The sequence below is a fragment of the Paenibacillus sediminis genome (assembly GCF_017873765.1).
Taxonomy (GTDB): domain Bacteria; phylum Bacillota; class Bacilli; order Paenibacillales; family Paenibacillaceae; genus Paenibacillus_AG; species Paenibacillus_AG sediminis.
On record NZ_JAGGKP010000001.1, the window covers coordinates 850,465 to 866,914 of the forward strand.

At 41.6% G+C, this 16,450-nt stretch carries 13 protein-coding genes, 1 riboswitch and 1 other annotated feature (1 of these 15 cut by a window edge); of the genes, 10 read left to right on the forward strand and 3 right to left on the reverse strand.

Annotated elements, in window-relative coordinates; translation table 11 throughout:
• Nucleotides 1–221 (forward strand) — a binding site (T-box leader) (it extends 40 nt beyond the left edge of the window).
• A 51-nt stretch (nucleotides 222–272) separates the two neighbouring features.
• Nucleotides 273–1,532, forward strand: a complete 1,260-nt coding sequence (locus J2Z20_RS04095; RefSeq protein WP_209845646.1) for an MFS transporter — start codon at nucleotides 273–275, stop codon at nucleotides 1,530–1,532.
• A 327-nt stretch (nucleotides 1,533–1,859) separates the two neighbouring features.
• A complete protein-coding gene (aspA, locus tag J2Z20_RS04100) occupies nucleotides 1,860–3,269 on the forward strand; it encodes an aspartate ammonia-lyase (RefSeq protein WP_209845648.1) in 1,410 nt (469 codons plus the stop codon).
• 327 nt (nucleotides 3,270–3,596) lie between these two features.
• Here the strand turns inward: aspA and J2Z20_RS04105 are convergent, their stop codons facing one another.
• The gene (locus J2Z20_RS04105; protein WP_209845650.1) at nucleotides 3,597–4,805 is read right to left on the reverse strand and encodes a glucose-1-phosphate adenylyltransferase; all 1,209 of its coding nucleotides are present in this window, start codon (nucleotides 4,803–4,805) and stop codon (nucleotides 3,597–3,599) included.
• A gap of 188 nt (nucleotides 4,806–4,993) precedes the next feature.
• On the opposite strand from J2Z20_RS04105, the gene glgB reads away from it, so the two are divergent.
• Nucleotides 4,994–6,919: a 1,4-alpha-glucan branching protein GlgB gene (gene glgB / locus J2Z20_RS04110; protein ID WP_209845652.1), complete on the forward strand. Its 1,926-nt coding sequence runs from the start codon at nucleotides 4,994–4,996 to the stop codon at nucleotides 6,917–6,919.
• Nucleotides 6,916–8,352 (forward strand): glycogen synthase GlgA, encoded by a 1,437-nt coding sequence (gene glgA / locus J2Z20_RS04115; protein ID WP_209845654.1) that lies wholly within the window; start codon nucleotides 6,916–6,918, stop codon nucleotides 8,350–8,352. Before glgB ends, glgA begins: the two co-directional genes overlap by 4 nt.
• 48 nt (nucleotides 8,353–8,400) lie before the next feature.
• On the opposite strand, the gene J2Z20_RS04120 is transcribed toward glgA, so the two are convergent.
• Nucleotides 8,401–10,143, reverse strand: coding sequence for an alpha-glycosidase (locus J2Z20_RS04120; RefSeq protein WP_209845656.1), 1,743 nt, complete (start codon nucleotides 10,141–10,143; stop codon nucleotides 8,401–8,403).
• A 167-nt stretch (nucleotides 10,144–10,310) separates the two neighbouring features.
• On the opposite strand from J2Z20_RS04120, the gene J2Z20_RS04125 reads away from it, so the two are divergent.
• The 4 genes from J2Z20_RS04125 (at nucleotide 10,311) to J2Z20_RS04140 (ending at nucleotide 13,551) form a co-directional block, all read left to right on the forward strand.
• Entirely contained in the window at nucleotides 10,311–11,102 is a 792-nt protein-coding gene (locus tag J2Z20_RS04125) for an ABC transporter substrate-binding protein (protein WP_209845658.1), read from the forward strand.
• A gap of 75 nt (nucleotides 11,103–11,177) precedes the next feature.
• A complete protein-coding gene (locus tag J2Z20_RS04130; RefSeq protein WP_209845660.1) occupies nucleotides 11,178–11,831 on the forward strand; it encodes an amino acid ABC transporter permease in 654 nt (217 codons plus the stop codon).
• Nucleotides 11,824–12,546, forward strand: a complete 723-nt coding sequence (locus tag J2Z20_RS04135) for an amino acid ABC transporter ATP-binding protein (RefSeq protein WP_209845662.1) — start codon at nucleotides 11,824–11,826, stop codon at nucleotides 12,544–12,546. Before J2Z20_RS04130 ends, J2Z20_RS04135 begins: the two co-directional genes overlap by 8 nt.
• 192 nt (nucleotides 12,547–12,738) lie before the next feature.
• Nucleotides 12,739–12,906, forward strand: a riboswitch (cyclic di-AMP (ydaO/yuaA leader).
• Nucleotides 12,907–13,551 (forward strand): 3D domain-containing protein, encoded by a 645-nt coding sequence (locus J2Z20_RS04140; RefSeq protein ID WP_209845664.1) that lies wholly within the window; start codon nucleotides 12,907–12,909, stop codon nucleotides 13,549–13,551.
• Between the two features lie 55 nt (nucleotides 13,552–13,606).
• On the opposite strand, the gene J2Z20_RS04145 is transcribed toward J2Z20_RS04140, so the two are convergent.
• On the reverse strand, nucleotides 13,607–14,383 hold the full coding sequence (locus tag J2Z20_RS04145) for a polysaccharide deacetylase family protein (RefSeq protein ID WP_245251854.1): 777 nt from the start codon (nucleotides 14,381–14,383) through the stop codon (nucleotides 13,607–13,609).
• A 177-nt stretch (nucleotides 14,384–14,560) separates the two neighbouring features.
• Here J2Z20_RS04145 and J2Z20_RS04150 point away from each other — a divergent pair, with 177 nt between their 5' ends.
• Entirely contained in the window at nucleotides 14,561–15,583 is a 1,023-nt protein-coding gene (locus J2Z20_RS04150) for an NADH:flavin oxidoreductase/NADH oxidase (protein ID WP_209845668.1), read from the forward strand.
• A gap of 155 nt (nucleotides 15,584–15,738) precedes the next feature.
• The gene (locus J2Z20_RS04155; protein ID WP_209845670.1) at nucleotides 15,739–16,416 is read left to right on the forward strand and encodes a PspA/IM30 family protein; all 678 of its coding nucleotides are present in this window, start codon (nucleotides 15,739–15,741) and stop codon (nucleotides 16,414–16,416) included.
• Nucleotides 16,417–16,450: the final 34 nt, after the last annotated feature.

The window sequence follows — 16,450 nt, forward strand, 5'->3', positions numbered from 1 at the left end:
TACAGAGAGCTCCGTCCGCTGAAAAGGAGTAATAATTGTTTATCGAACCAAGCCTCTGAGCATCACATTGGAACCGTACTGATTGGAGATAGTGTGACAGGAGCTCCTGTTATAGAGCAAGGGTACACGCATATCTTTGAATGCGGTACCTGATAAGGTTAGTATGGTGACATACTAATTAAATGGGGTGGTACCGCGACTTGCATAATCTCGTCCCCAAGACGAAAGTCTTGGAGGCGGGATTTTTTTATTGACCAGAAGGAGGAATTTAAATGACTTTAAAAAGGATCCTAGAATCCTGGAAATATCCTTCCATTCTACTAGTTGGGATTGGGATAGCAAATGTTGGTGAATGGATTTATTTGATCGCACTTAATTTAATCGTGCTTGATAAGACGGGCTCGCCTCTTGCGGTATCAGTACTATACATACTTAGACCATTGGCTGCTTTATTTACAAATGTATGGGCTGGAAGCTTGATTGATCGAATAAATAAACGTAACTTAATGGTTAGCTTAGATTTAATTCGTGCGATGCTGATCTTCATTCTACCTTTATATTCTTCCATCTGGTTTATATATTTCATTGTACTCTTCATAAATATGGCAAGCTCTATGTTTCGGCCAACGTCCACAGCTTATAAAACAAAGCTAATTCCTTCTGAACAAAGAAAGCAATTTAATTCTCTCTACAGCTTAGTTACTTCTGGTGGCTTTCTCATAGGTCCAGCGATCGCAGGAATGCTGTTTCTAATAGGCACACCTACATTGGCGATTTATGTAAATTCGATAGCGTATTTACTATCTAGTATTATTACTTTGTTCATGCCAAACCTGGAGAAGGATATGACCTGGGAATCACCAACTCAAAAAATATCTTTGGAATTGCTTAAAGAAGATTGGCGCATTGTACTGAATTTTAGCCGTCATAACGTTTATATCATGATCATCTATCTATTATTTAGTTGCGTGATGGTTGTAATGACCTCAGGAATAGATTCGTTAGAAGCAGCATTTGCTAAGGAAGTGCTTCGTTTAACGGATAGTGATTATAGTTTTCTAGTCAGTATAGCTGGGGCGGGGATTGCTGTCGGTGCTCTTGTTAACACTCTATTTGTAAAGAAGATCTCAATTCCATTTCTCATAGGATTCGGGGCGATATTTGTGTCAGTCGGTTATATGGTTTACGCTTGTTCAAATTCTTTTTTTATAGCTGCAGTAGGATTTTTTATAGTTGCATTTTTTATTGCGTTTGCGAATACAGGTTATCTTACCTTTTATCAAAACAACATTCCTGTTGAATTAATGGGGAGGATAGGGAGCGTCTATGGATTCATTGAAGCTATATTAGTGATTGTGGCAACCATTTTATTCGGTACAGCGGCGCAGTTTATTTCTATACAACCGGTTGTTATTGCAGGAACTATAGTCATGTTGATTCTAGCCATAACATTATGTATGACTTGTTTGCAACGTTCAAAAGCCGATTTCTATCAAATATCCATTCAAGACGAGAACGTTAAAAGTTATTGAAACTTATTGAAACTTCTATCTGAACATGAAGGTAAACGTGCAATCGATCAATTCTGTTCGCTTGAATTCGTTTTATTACCTTATTTAAAAAATTCTATATATGAAAAATTCACAATAGTAAACCCCAAAAACAACACACCCTTGATTCTATATAACATATTTCTTCATTTCAGCACACCTTTGTTACCTTAATAAATTTTAAAAGAGATAGGAAAATGAACTTGTCGAATGAATCTATTAAAACATATAATAAGTACGAACAATATTTCATTTAACAGTGATTCGAGTATTAGGAATCCAAGTTCATACAATTCGGGGGAATAATCAATGAGAGTGGAAAAAGATTTTCTGGGCTCAAAGGAAGTACCATCGGACGCTTATTATGGAATACAGACACTACGGGCGGCGGAAAATTTTCCGATTACCGGACAGCGATTGCATCCGGAATTAATTAAATCGATGGCCATGGTAAAGAAAGCAGCGGCTATTGTCAACGTGGAATTAAAGCGCTTACACCATGCGAAGGGGCTAGCCATTGTACAAGCAGCTGATGAAGTGATAGGAGGCAAATGGCACGAACAATTTATTGTAGACCCTATTCAAGGGGGAGCAGGCACTTCTATAAATATGAATACGAATGAGGTCATCGCGAACCGTGCGTTGGAAATTCTAGGCAGGGAGAAAGGGAGCTATGCGGATATCAGTCCTAACTCTCATGTGAATATGGCGCAATCGACGAACGATGCGTTTCCTACTGCTGTTCATCTCGCTGTGCTGACTATGATTGATAAGCTGCTCGTTACAATGAGAGAACTGCACCTTACATTTCAAGATAAAGCGGCTCAGTTTGATTCGGTAATCAAAATGGGGCGGACTCACTTGCAGGATGCGGTTCCGATCAGGCTCGGACAAGAGTTTCAGGCTTATGCTCGCGTACTCCATCGGGATATTGAACGTATTGAACGAACGAAACAGCACTTGTTAACGATCAATATGGGAGCTACTGCGGTTGGAACGGGTCTAAATACAGATCTTCGCTATATCGAACGAGTTGCTCAAATACTCGCAGAATTGAGTGGTTTGCCGGTAGTACCAGATGAACATTTGGTTGATGCCACTCAGAATACGGATTCTTATACGGAAGTTTCTGCTGCGCTCAAAATATGTATGATTAATATGTCTAAAGTCGCGAACGACATCCGATTAATGGCTTCCGGACCATATGCAGGATTGGGTGAGCTTTCTCTGCCGCCGCGTCAGCCCGGTTCTTCAATTATGCCAGGTAAAGTAAATCCCGTGATGTGTGAAGTGATCAATCAGATTGCGTTCCAAGTGATCGGTAATGACCATACGATTAGCCTTGCTTCAGAAGCAGGGCAGTTGGAACTGAACGTCATGGAACCTGTACTGGTGTATAATCTGCTCCAATCCCTTGAAATTATGAACCAAGGTTTTCGAGTATTCCGAATTCACTGTGTCGAAGGAATTGAAGCTAACGTGGAGAGATGCCGGGATTACGTTGAGAACAGTGTCGGAATGATTACTGCACTGAATCCTCACTTAGGCTACGAGGTAGTATCAAGAATCGCGAGGGAAGCCATTACGACAGGTAGATCAGTTCGTGAGTTATGTCTGCTCTATAATGTCTTGACAGAGGAAGAGTTAAACCTTATTCTTGATCCTTACCAAATGACGAAGCCAGGTATAGCAGGTGAAGCATTATTGCATCGGAACTGATTTTATATCATATAAAAGTTGTTCAGGAGCACGCTGAAGCAGCGGCTCCTTTTATTATTTATCACTGTAAAACGACACTAACTTTTAACACCACATTATAAAATTTCACTATATGAAAAATTCACAATAGAAATACATAAAAATATCCCTCCCCAGATACAACCCACATATTAACTCATTAAGTTCACCTTAATTCCAAATCAAAATGAATAAAAGTTGCACTTTATTCTTAAACCTGTCAAGAGATATTTTGAGCAAAATAAAAAAGGATAACTCTCTACGCACCGACGTAGTGGATTATCCTTCATTGCCCGTCATCCTATATTATTAGGAAGGCAATCCTTCTGCACGCAAGCGGCCTGTTTTTTCGTATACTTCTTTCAGTATTCTTGGCGGCTGTGTACGTACAACTGGTTTAGCTTGAACCGTCTGATTTGATCCGATGACGATAATATCACCAGGTTGCCCTTTGATTACCGCACCTTCCTTCACGACTGCACCTTCTCCGATAATAGCATGTTCGATATAAGCATTGCGCCCGATCTTCGCATTTGGCATAATGATGCTATCTATCAGCTTTGTTCCTTTACCAACCTCTGCACCGCAGAATACAACGGATCGCTCAGCTGAGCCTTCCATCATGCTGCTGTCATGGATTACAGACATGTTTCTTGTCTTCGAAGGACTCCAATTGCAGCTCCAATCTCTTGTATACATTGGCCATTCCCGTTTGTATAGCTCAAGTTCGTACATTTCACTGAGCAAGTCCATATGTGCTTGCCACAAGCTTTCTACCGTACCTACATCTCGCCAATATCCTTTAAAGGAATATGCGTAAAGCGGTTCTTCTCCACTAAGCATCCGCGGAATAACATCCTTGCCAAAATCATGACTCGATTGTACATCCTCGGCATCGACAAGAAGGTGTTCTTTTAAGTATGACCACTTGAATAAGTAAATGCCCATTGAGGCCAAATTACTTCGAGGTGTAGCTGGTTTCTCTTCAAATTCGGTAATCCGAAAATTCTCATCAGCATTCATCACGCCAAAGCGATGCGCTTCTTCCCAACTTACTGGTATAACTGAAATGGTTGCAGAAGCATTATTCTGCTTATGGAAATGAAGCATTTGTCTGTAGTCCATGTGATAAATATGATCGCCGGATAACACGAGAACATGCTCAGGACTATGCTGATCGATAAATTCGATGTTTTGATAAATAGCATCTGCTGTTCCTGAATATGGATTTGGACCATTTAAGTAAGAGGGAAGCAAGGTTATTCCATTAATTCCGGATCTAGATAACCTCCATGGTTCTCCTTCACCGATATGTTCATGCAGTGACTCAGCCTCATATTGTGTTAGCACGCCAACTGTTTGAATACCAGAATTGGTACAGTTGCTAAGAGGGAAATCGATTATTCGATATTGTCCTCCGAATGGGACAGCCGGTTTGGCTAAGTTTGAAGTAAGCGGTGCTAATCGGCGTCCCTCTCCTCCAGCAAGCAGCATGGCAATGCATTCCTGATTGTTCATACTTCATTTCCTCCCGATAATTTGTCAGTGAATTACACTCATGAAAAGCGATAATGACTACATGTAGGAGTATATTGTGAAAAAGTTGAAAAAATTCAAAAAAATTTTGAAAAAGACATTTTTTATTTTCATTTTGACTAAAATGTATTAATGATCTATTTTCGATCCCTATAAAAGTAGGTGAAATGATGTCTAATTATCAGAAAGCCAATATCTTTTCTCCCGAAACAGTCTATTTGTTTCATGAAGGAACGCTGTACCATAGCTACCGTATGCTTGGCGCTCATCTTGTGGAGGAAGATAATCAGCGTGGAGTTCGTTTTTCCGTATGGGCTCCGAATGCGAAACATGTTGGAATTGCCTCGGATTTTAATGACTGGAACGGGGATAATGATCCTTTATTTAAGATACCCAATTCAGGCATTTGGACTCGTTTTTTTCCGGGATTAACAAATGGAATTATTTACAAATATGATATAACTGCTTTGGATGGACAACGGATGTTAAAAGCAGATCCTTACGCCTTCTATGCTGAAGTTCGTCCTGCGACCGCGTCTATAGTACAATCGATTGAAGGTTACGAGTGGAAGGATGCCGCTTGGAGACACCATCAAAAAGCGCCGTATCAAAGGCCGCTTAATATTTATGAAGTTCATTTTGGCACATGGAGACAAAAGAAAGACGGTTCATTCTACAATTATAGGGAGATGGCCGATCTACTTATTCCGTATGTAGTGGATATGGGGTATACCCATATAGAAATTATGCCCCTAGCTGAACATCCTTATGACTTATCTTGGGGATATCAATGTACAGGTTATTTTGCCCCGACAAGCCGTTATGGCAAGCCGCACGATCTTATGTATTTTATTGATCGCTGTCATCAAGCAGGGATTGGCGTCATTTTAGATTGGGTTCCGGGGCACTTTGCTAAGGATGAGTATGGATTAAGATTATTCGATGGAACACCCCTTTATGAGTATGCGGATTCACTCAAAGCGGAGAAGCCAGGTTGGGGGACGTTAACGTTTGATTACAGCAAGCCGGAAGTTCGTTCTTTTTTAACTTCGAATGCGATGTATTGGTTTGATATGTATCATATCGATGGACTGCGCGTCGATGCGGTTACAAGTATGCTCAGGCTCGACTTTGAAAAGAATGAAGGACAGTGGAGGGCTAATGAACACGGCGGCAAGGAAAATTTGGAGGCAGTAGCTTTCCTCAAGCAGCTGAATCAGGTGATTTTTCATTATTACCCGCATGCACTGATGATGGCGGAAGAATCTAGCGCATGGCCTAAAGTAACAGCACCTGTACATAAGGGTGGGCTAGGGTTCAATTATAAATGGAGCATGGGCTGGATGAATGATACGTTAAAGTATATCGAACAGCCATTTGAACAAAGACCGCATCATCATTCACTGTTAACATTCCCTCTCTTTTACGCTTTTGAAGAAAATTACACGCTTCCCTTGTCTCATGACGAAGTCGTTCACGGCAAGAAATCGTTGCTTAACAAAATGCCGGGAACGTACGAGGAGAAATTCGCAGGATTGCGTGTATTGCTCGGATATCAGATGACTTTTCCAGGTAAGAAGCTGTTATTCATGGGCGGTGAATTTGGCCAATTTATTGAGTGGAGAGATGAATATGAGCTTGACTGGCTCTTACTTGATTATGAAATGCATCGCAAGATGCTAGCGTATACGAAAGCACTTAACCAACTATACTTGCAACACAAAGCATTGTGGGAACGCGATCATGAGATGGGAGGATATGAGTGGATTAGTCCGCACGATGCATCTCAAAGCGTCATTTCTTTTATACGAAAAGGGAAAAAAGCAAACGATACCCTTCACATCATTATTAACTTTTCACCGGTGGCTAGAGAAAATTACAGAATTGGTGTGGCAAAGGCAGGAGAATACGTTCAAATATTTAGCAGTGCCGATGAGAAGTATGGAGGGGCAGGGGTGGGGAATTTACCTCTCCTTCAATCGGAGAAGAAAAAATGGCACGATCGGCCAAACAGCTTGGAATGTTTTGTACCGCCGCTTAGTATAACAATATTTAAAAAGGTAATCACTCAGAATTATAGGAGGAAGTACTCATGAAGGTACTGTTTGCTGCGACGGAAGGGAATCCTTTTATAAAAACAGGTGGACTGGCGGATGTTATTGGAGCTCTCCCCAAAGCACTGAAACGTGCCGGAGTAGACGTACGGGTAGTTCTTCCAAAATATCGGGGTATACCGGAAAAATATAAGGATCGGTTGAATACAAAGGCTGTCATTCAAGTGCCTGTCGGCTGGAGAAATCAATATTGCGGCGTGATGGAAATGGACTACGAAGGAATTCCGGTTTATTTTATCGATAACGAATATTATTTCGGCCGTGACGGCATTTACGGATATATGGACGATGGAGAACGGTTTGCCTTTTTGAATCGAGCGGTGCTTGAAATATTGCCAGCTATTGATTTTCAGCCTGATATTATTCATTGTCATGATTGGCATACAGCGATGGTTCCTCTTATGCTTCAGGCTCACTACCGTCATAGGCCTTTTTACCAGAACATAAAGACGGTGTTTACAATACATAATTTACTTTACCAGGGTATATTTCCATATGAGGTGCTTGGTGATTTGCTTGAGCTGGATAACCGGTATTTTACCTCTGAAGGGGTGGAGTATCACGGTAATATTAACTTTATGAAGGGCGGTATCGTATATTCGGATTATATTACGACGGTAAGCCCGACATACTCGCATGAAATTCGAACTCCATTTTTCGGTTATGGTCTCGATGGATTACTGCGATCGCTGGGGCACCGAATGGGGGGGATAGTGAACGGTATCGATACGGAAATGTACAACCCATCTACCGATCCTTATTTATATACGCGTTACCGCAGCAGCTTACATAAGAAAAGAGCGAACAAAATGGAGCTGCAAAAGAGACTAAATCTACCGATCAAATCAGAGACACCGCTTATTGGTTTGGTTACTCGGTTAGTTGAGCCAAAGGGCCTTGATTTAGTGACATGTGTCTTGGATGAAATTTTGTATGATGATGATGTACAGTTTGTTCTACTTGGCACGGGGGAACCTAAATACGAGCATTGGTTTCGGGAAGCAGCACATCGACATCCGAAGAAGCTGGCGGTTCAGATCACATTTGATGAAGGGTTATCGCGTAACATTTATGCAGGTAGTGATATGTTCCTGATGCCTTCAAAATTCGAGCCTTGCGGGATTAGTCAGCTTTTGGCACTTCGGTATGGAAGTGTTCCCATTGTTAGAGAAACAGGGGGGCTGAATGATACTGTTCACGCTTATCACGAAACGACAGGCGCAGGCAATGGATTTACATTCAGCCATTATAACGCTCACGATATGATGTATACCATTCGCAGAGCGTTATCATTTTATCATAGGCCAGATCACTGGAAGCAAGTTGTAAAAAATGCGATGTCAGGTGACTACAGCTGGGAAGCTTCAGCTAAACAATATTGTGACATTTACAATCAACTTTCTGCTACTAAATAAAAATAAGCCTGCTGAAGTAATGACTTAGCAGGCTTGCTTCTTGAGCTATTACAGTTGTCTGAATAAAATACGAAAACCATACGGATCAAGACTAATGTTCATCATCCCTTTATCAGGTGCAACCTTTACATCAGACAGGGCATCTCGCCAATCACTCGTATCCATCGGATGGGTTAGGGTTCGTTTCTCAGCCGTATTATTCATCCATATCGTGTAGTGAATACGGTCATCTGAACGTTCATATATAATACAAGGGTCATTTTTATCGGCTTTGAGGAAGCGAAATCGCCCTTCACGAAGCGCTGCATGTGCTTTTCGAAGGTTGATCATCAGCTTGTAGAAGTCATATAGCTCGCGATCTTGTTTGCTTGCGTCCCATTCCATTGACTTTCGGCAGTCGGGGTCATTTTGCCCGGTGAGTCCAATCTCATCTCCGTAAAAAATACAAGGCGTGCCCATATATGTGAAGAGGAACACGACAGCAAGCTTCATCCGTCTCTTGTCATTATCAAGTCTTGTCAGCAGACGTGGGGTATCGTGACTACACAGCATGTTGAACACAACTTCATTCGTTTGCTGCGGATATCGCATGACGAGAGAGCCCATTGAATTTGCAAATGCATATCCATCCATACCGCCGCTGAAAAATTGCACCACTTTATCTGCAAACGGATAGTTCATGACGGAATCAAATTGATCTCCCATAAGCCAGTTTAAGGAATCACTCCATACTTCGCCTACAATGTAGGCATCTGGATTGGCCTCTTTAACAACACGTCTGAAATCCCGCCAGAAATGATGATCAATTTCGTTGGCTACATCGAGCCTCCATCCGTCAAGCTGGATTTCTTGTATCCAATATTGTGCTACGTCCAGTAAATACTGTTTCACTTCAGGATTGGCCGTATTAAATTTTGGCATATTGCCAAAAAATCCAAACGTATCATAGCTGGGGATGCCGTCCTTCACTTCAGCAGGAAACGTGTTGATGTGGAACCAGTCTGCGTACTTCGATTTACCACCGTTCTTCAGCACATCTTGAAATTGCGGGAACTGCTCACTGCAGTGGTTAAATACGGCGTCGAGTATGACGCGAATTCCTTTATCATGACATTGTTTAACAAGAAGCTTAAGATCCTCATTCGATCCAAAATGGGGGTCAACCCGTTTATAATCAATCGTATCGTATTTATGGTAAGAAGGAGACAGAAATATAGGGGTGAGGTAAATTGCATTAATTCCGATATCAACTAAATAATCTAAGTGATCCATAATCCCTTTTAAGTCACCACCAAAATAAGTACTGCGGGTTGGATTACTTCCCCAAGTCACTGTACCTTTCGGATCGTTACTGGGATCGCCATTTGCAAATCGCTCAGGCATAATCTGATAGAAAATAGCTTCCTTTGCCCACTCCGGCACTTTGAATACGTCAATTTCATGAATATACGGAAATTCATAGTAACCGGCAACTGGAATAGGGGGTGTCATCGACAACCCGTTATCAAGAATGTAGATTGATTCTGAACCAGCGGTAAATTTGAAGATGTAAGACAACCGCTTATATTTGGGCTTCACTGCCGCATCCCAGTAGTCGAACAATTCATCTGAAGCCGCTTTCTGCATTGCGATCTCTACGAACGTTCGTTGCCAATCATATTTATCACCCGTTAAAGCGGAGACACGCTCCACATCATCTCGTTTCGTACGGACACGCAAATGAATTGTAGACGGGTCATACGCATAAGCCCATTTATCTCGCGGAACGTGATATATTGCTTCCCGAAGCATAAGAACACCCCCTTGAAGGAGTATTCGTCATTCATTTGTGTTTTAAACGTCGATTAAGTCGGTAAAGTCAGATTAGTATGAACTGGAAATATTATTCTTTGCATATTCATGCATCATCATTTATAATAAACAATCATTAAGAATGCTTTTAATAGGGAGAGAAAAATATGAAAAAGTGGGTCACACTAACACTGTGTCTGCTTTTGGTAAGCAGCGTTTTAGCAGCCTGCGGACAAAAGGAAGACACTTATAACACCGTTCAAAAAACAAAAAAAATCGTACTTGGTACGAGCGCTGACTATCCGCCATATGAATTTCATATGAAAGTCAATGGAAAAGATCAAATCGTTGGATTCGATATTGAGATCGCGAAAGAAATCGCGAAGGATATGGGGGCCCAGCTTGAAATTAAAGATACAAGCTTCGATGTTCTGCTTAACGAGCTGAATTCAGGTAAAGTGGACATGGTTATTTCGGGTATGAATCCTACACCAGAACGGAAGAAAGCTGTAGACTTTACAACAACATATTATAAAGCTGAGCAAGCTGTGCTCGTACGTAAAGGCGATGAAGCGAAGTACGATACAATGGATAAGCTTGAAGGCAAGAAAATTGGTGTTCAAAAGACATCTGTTCAAGAAGGAATCGCGAAAGATATTAAAAATGCGAAGCTTACATCACTTAGCAAAATCTCTGATTTAATTCTTGAATTGGAATCAGGACGTGTTGATGCACTTATTCTTGAATTGCCTGTCGCGAAATCTTATGTAGCAAATCGAGACACGGTTGCTATCGCGGGTGCAAACCCTAAATGGGAAGATGATGGATATGCGATCGCTGTTCGAAAAGGCAGCCCTAAGTTCGCTGAAGCTATCAACAAAACATTGGAACGTCTTAAATCCGAGAACAAAATTGATCAATTTGTAACAGATGCCAATCAATTAGTCGGTGCAAAATAATTACGAAATTCACTTTCAGAAAATAGCGATATTCATTCGCTATTTTCTGTTTTTTTGAGAAATAGGAGGGATAATTTGGGACTCTATTCGTTTTTCGTCGAAAATATTGATTACTATATTACTGGTGTGAAATACACCCTATTACTTTCGGTTGTTGCTGTCGTTCTTGGTTTTATTCTTGGTGCGGTTTTTGCGCTCATGCGCTTATCCAGTATTAAAGTTCTAAGCTGGATTGCAGCTGTATATATTGAATTTTTACGCGGCACACCACTGCTGGTTCAGCTTCTTATTATTCATTACGGCTTATCCATCTACGGGATTAACTTCCCGCCATTAGTGTCAGGATCGATTGCGCTGTTCATTAATAGTTCAGCGTACTTAGCAGAAGTATTCCGAGCTGGGATCCAAGGCGTTGACCGTGGACAGATGGAAGCTGCACGTTCTCTTGGGATGACAAAGGGGATGGCAACTCGACATATTATTTTGCCTCAAGCGATTAAAGCTGTTCTTCCTGCGATCGGTAATGAATTTATCGTTATCATAAAAGAATCCTCGATTGTGTCGATCATTGGTGTTATGGAAATTATGTATAATGCGGAAGTGCTGCGCGGCAGCTTGTTTGAACCGATGAAGCCGCTGCTTATAGCTGCGATCATTTACTTTATTATGACATTCAGTCTGTCTAAGCTGCTGGGTGTGTTCGAAAGGAAGTTGAAAACAAGTGATTAGCGTTAAAGGACTCCATAAATCGTATGGTTCGCTAAATATTTTAAAAGGTATTGATTTAGAAATTGAAAAAGGTGAAGTTGTCGTCGTTATCGGACCGAGCGGCTCGGGGAAAAGTACGTTTCTTCGCTGTTTAAATTTACTCGAGCATCCAACAAAAGGTGAAATTAAGTTTGAGGGCGAGTCGATTACAGACCCTAAACATAATATTAACGCAACTCGCCAGAAGATGGGGATGGTATTCCAGCAGTTCAACCTGTTCCCGCACAAGACGGTTCTAGACAATATTACACTTGCACCGATCCAGGTGAAGAAGCAGTCCAAGAGTGAAGCAGAAGCGATCGCGATGGACCTCTTAAGAACCGTAGGACTCGAGGACAAGAAGGATGCGTATCCAGCAATGTTGTCTGGTGGTCAGAAGCAGCGGATTGCCATTGCGCGTGCTTTAGCGATGCAGCCTCATGTGATGTTGTTCGATGAACCGACGTCAGCGCTTGACCCTGAGATGGTAGGTGAGGTGCTCGACGTCATGAAGAAGCTTGCCAAAGAAGGCATGACAATGGTGATTGTAACGCATGAAATGGGCTTCGCCCGTGAAGTAGGCAGCCGTATTCTATTTATGGATGGCGGTGTCATCGTTGAGCAAGGAACGCCTGAGCAATTGTTCGGTGCGCCTCAGCATCCTCGTACGCAAGATTTCTTAAGCAAAGTGTTATAATTGTTGCTAATACGTTTTAACTTAGGGCTCTCCACAAGTACCATCTAAGGTGCTTCTGGGGGGCCTTGCTATTTGTATAAATAAATAGTTACGAAAATGTAATCTATCTAATTTTAATAGAATACGCTCAAATACTTGTTGTTTAAGGCATTTACCATCATTTACTTGCGCACAGGTTACAAAATTGTGATATATTTGTTTTCGCCGAAACCTTTGAAAGAAAGGTGCGGGGGACTTTTTGTGGTATTGTGGCCGGTCTTACGACCATAATCCTGGGGTGAATCGCATATTGGATGCGTAGGGTTGTATCCTCAATCCGAATCCGACAACTAACTCCGCAGGCTAACAAAAGGAGGATTTATGAAGAAGATTAAGAAGACAGTCTCAGTAATGGCTGCAATGCTAGGTATAGCAATGGCTTTGCAGACCGCTCCAGCACATGCTGAAAGTATTTACAAAGCTAAAGAAGGGGATACTTTCTATTCTCTATCGAAAAAGTTCCATGTAAATCTAAACACTTTGATGAAAGCAAATCCGAAAATTAAACCAACGAACATTTATGCTGGACTTAAAATCGTTATTCCTACTAGCAGTAAACCAGCTACAATAAAAGCTGCTTCTACTGGCTCTGCTAAGATCATTTCTGCAAATAGTCATGTTGTACAAGCTTGGGGCAAGACGTTCAACTACTCGAAAATCATTAATGTAACAGCGACTGCTTATTCTAGTGACAATAGTGAAAACGGATGGGGTCCAGTAGATTACTTTGGTAACCCTTTGAAACTCGGAACAATTGCTGTTGATCCGAAAGTAATTCCACTAGGTACGAAAGTGCTTGTTACGGGTTATAGTCATCCGAATCTGCCGAAAACTGCTTTTGTTGCCGTAGCTTCAGATACAGGCAGTGCGATCAAGGGTAATCGAATTGATATCTTTATCCCTGGCAGCAAGGCGACTGTAAATGAATTCGGATTCCAAGATGTGAAATTGTACGTAATTAAGTAACTTATAAAGGAGTGGGTATCGTTCTCAATGAGTAGGGTACCCGCTCCTTTTTACATTATGATCTATTTGGCTCAATATCAAGAAGCTCTGGTAACGTAACAAAGCGATAGCCCATACCTTTTAATTTCATGATGACATTCGGCAATGCTTCAATTGAACCTGTTAAATCCGATGTTGTTCCGCCGCCAGCGTGCTGTAGGATAATCGACCCTGGTCTAACTGCACGTACAATATTCCTCTCTACTTTTTGCTTGTCAATTCCTTTCCAATCTAGCGAATCGACATTCCAGTTGACGACGATGAAGCCGTTTTGCTTCAACCATTGAAGTTGTTCTTCATTAATTTCTCCGTAAGGCGGCCGAATGAACTTTGGCTTGTGTCCAGTTATTGTACTCATGATTCGATCCGTACGTAGAAGCTGTCTTTGAAAATCATGAAGAGATAACTTGGTTAGAAGCGCATGATTGTACGAATGATTACCTACGATATGGCCTTCTTTAACCATACGCTTCACTAAATTCGGGTGTTTCTCTGCACGTTCGCCTACGACAAAAAAGGTAGCTTTAACGTTATAAGATTTCAGAACATCAAGCACTTGTGGTGTAAATCTGATATCAGGAACATCATCGAACGTCAGGGCGACTTGCTTGACATGAGGTCCTTGGACGAGGAAAGTGTCAGCATATTTACGGCGGAGTTGGCCAAGAGTCGGTTTGTCATTTTTTTTGTGATGCAGCTCATGAAATGTACTGTTTGCTATTGCATTTGCAGTATGTATGTTTCCTCCAATGAAGAAGATCGTTAACAAGAGTACCAGTAACCGAGTCGGCATGGTGTCATTCTCCCTTCCGATTGTTTTATAAATCATTGTTATGGTATTTCCTTTATTCCTTCGAACTATGCTAATGGTGTTTATTTTTCGAGATATCCATCATTTTGGTGTATAATAGTAGAACACTTTGATTTTATTCATTAGTGATGTAGTACAGTTAAGAGAGGATGGATGATTATGGCGGAGTTATTTACTCCTTATACTATAAAAGGTTTATCGTTAAAAAATCGGATCGTCATGCCTCCGATGTGTCAATATTCTGTTGTAGCAGAAGACGGCATACCTAACAGCTGGCATGAAGTTCATTATGTAAGCCGCGCAGTAGGCGGGGCAGGGCTTATTATCGTTGAGATGACTGGAATTCATCCAGATGGCCGAATTACGAATAAAGATTTGGGTATATGGAGTGATGCTCATATTCCTGCATATAAGAAAATCATCGATGAAGTTCATCGTTACGGTGCGAAAATGGGTATTCAACTCGGGCACGCTGGCCGTAAAGCTCTTGATGCTGAACCCCCCGTTGCGCCTTCTGCAATTCCATTTAATGATCAATCTAAAATGCCCCATGCTCTGACAACAGCTGAAGTGAAGGAGCTTGTTCAAGCTTATAAGCAAGCAGCGATTAGAGCAGTGAAAGCTGGGTTCGATACAGTTGAAATACACGGGGCTCACGGCTATTTGATTCATCAATTCCATTCTCCGCTCACGAACAAACGTGATGACGAGTATGGTCAAGATCTAGCACTATTTGGTGTAGAAGTCATCCAGGCCGTGAAAGAGGTCGTTCCTGCAGATATGCCAATCATCATGCGTGTATCCGCCAAAGAATATGTCGATGGCGGTTATGATGTTGACTACATTACGGAAATCAGCCGGCGTTATCGTGATGCCGGGGTCGATATTTTCCATATTACTTCTGGCGGAGAAGGTCCAATCGGGTCAGGAGGCAGACCTAACTCAGGTCCGGGTTATCAGCTAGACTTGGCAGAACATATTAAATCTAAGCTAGGTGTGCCTGTGATTGCCGTTGGTCGGTTGGAAAAATATGAAGATGCGCAGCAAGCTGTCACAAAAGGTGCTGCCGATCTCGTTGCTGTTGGACGCGGAATGTTGAATGATCCATACTGGGCGCTGCATGCAGCCGTAGCATTGAAAGGTAAAGCGGACGTTCCTGAACAATATGTACGAGGGTTCTAATACCCTTAGTTAGTTCTGAAGAAGCAGTGCATTTGGTGTACTGCTTCTTATTTGATCTTATTCAATTTTTTCGTTAAGATTTTGAAACATCATTACATCTCTCACGTAATACATATCAAACAACATTAATTTTTTTTCTTAGGAGGAACCAATACATGTCTATTTTCAAACGTTTAAGAGATCTTACTTTGTCTAACGTATACGCACTGATTGAGAAAGCAGAAGATCCAATCAAATTGACCGATCAATATATTCGTGACATGCAGGAAGATCTTGAAGATGCCGAGAAAGCAGTTGCAGCGCAAATTGCTATTGAGAAAAAGTTCAAACAGCTCTATGAAGAACAAGAAGCACTTGTGAAGAAGCGCGATGAACAAGCTCATCTTGCGGCTCAAGCCCAAAATATCGATCTCGCTCGCCGTGCGCTGGAAGAGAAGAAAGCGGCAGAACAGAAAGCTTCGGAATACAAAGCAAGCTACGATCAAAACAAGGCAGCTGCTGATAATCTTCGCAGTAAACTAGAAGAGATGCGTAAGCAGCTTACAGAAATGAAAAATAAACGTGAGACACTCGTTGCCCGCTACAATGCAGCGAAAGCACAGAACGAAATCAACAAAGCGATGACAGGCTTTAGCAGTGATACTGCGGCAGCTGGACTCAAACGAATGGAAGAGAAAATGATGCAAATGGAAGCGCAAGCTGAAGCAAGCAATGAACTGGCTTCCAAAGAAAAATCACTCGATGATGAATTTGCGACGCTCGGCAAAGACAAAGCGGTGGAAGATGAACTTGCTGCGCTGCTTAAACAATACGAGAAGAAAGAAAACGAATAATATCAACTATTAAATTGATCGGAATATGCGAAGG

Excerpts from the sequence above, each read along its gene's own strand:
- J2Z20_RS04095 (WP_209845646.1), top strand. The coding sequence starts at position 273 with ATGACTTTAAAAAGGATCCTAGAATCCTGGAAATATCCTTCCATTCTA.
- aspA (WP_209845648.1), top strand. The coding sequence starts at position 1,860 with ATGAGAGTGGAAAAAGATTTTCTGGGCTCAAAGGAAGTACCATCGGAC.
- J2Z20_RS04105 (WP_209845650.1), bottom strand. The coding sequence starts at position 4,805 with ATGAACAATCAGGAATGCATTGCCATGCTGCTTGCTGGAGGAGAGGGA.
- glgB (WP_209845652.1), top strand. The coding sequence starts at position 4,994 with ATGTCTAATTATCAGAAAGCCAATATCTTTTCTCCCGAAACAGTCTAT.
- glgA (WP_209845654.1), top strand. The coding sequence starts at position 6,916 with ATGAAGGTACTGTTTGCTGCGACGGAAGGGAATCCTTTTATAAAAACA.
- J2Z20_RS04120 (WP_209845656.1), bottom strand. The coding sequence starts at position 10,143 with ATGCTTCGGGAAGCAATATATCACGTTCCGCGAGATAAATGGGCTTAT.
- J2Z20_RS04125 (WP_209845658.1), top strand. The coding sequence starts at position 10,311 with ATGAAAAAGTGGGTCACACTAACACTGTGTCTGCTTTTGGTAAGCAGC.
- J2Z20_RS04140 (WP_209845664.1), top strand. The coding sequence starts at position 12,907 with ATGAAGAAGATTAAGAAGACAGTCTCAGTAATGGCTGCAATGCTAGGT.
- J2Z20_RS04145 (WP_245251854.1), bottom strand. The coding sequence starts at position 14,383 with ATGCCGACTCGGTTACTGGTACTCTTGTTAACGATCTTCTTCATTGGA.
- J2Z20_RS04150 (WP_209845668.1), top strand. The coding sequence starts at position 14,561 with ATGGCGGAGTTATTTACTCCTTATACTATAAAAGGTTTATCGTTAAAA.
- J2Z20_RS04155 (WP_209845670.1), top strand. The coding sequence starts at position 15,739 with ATGTCTATTTTCAAACGTTTAAGAGATCTTACTTTGTCTAACGTATAC.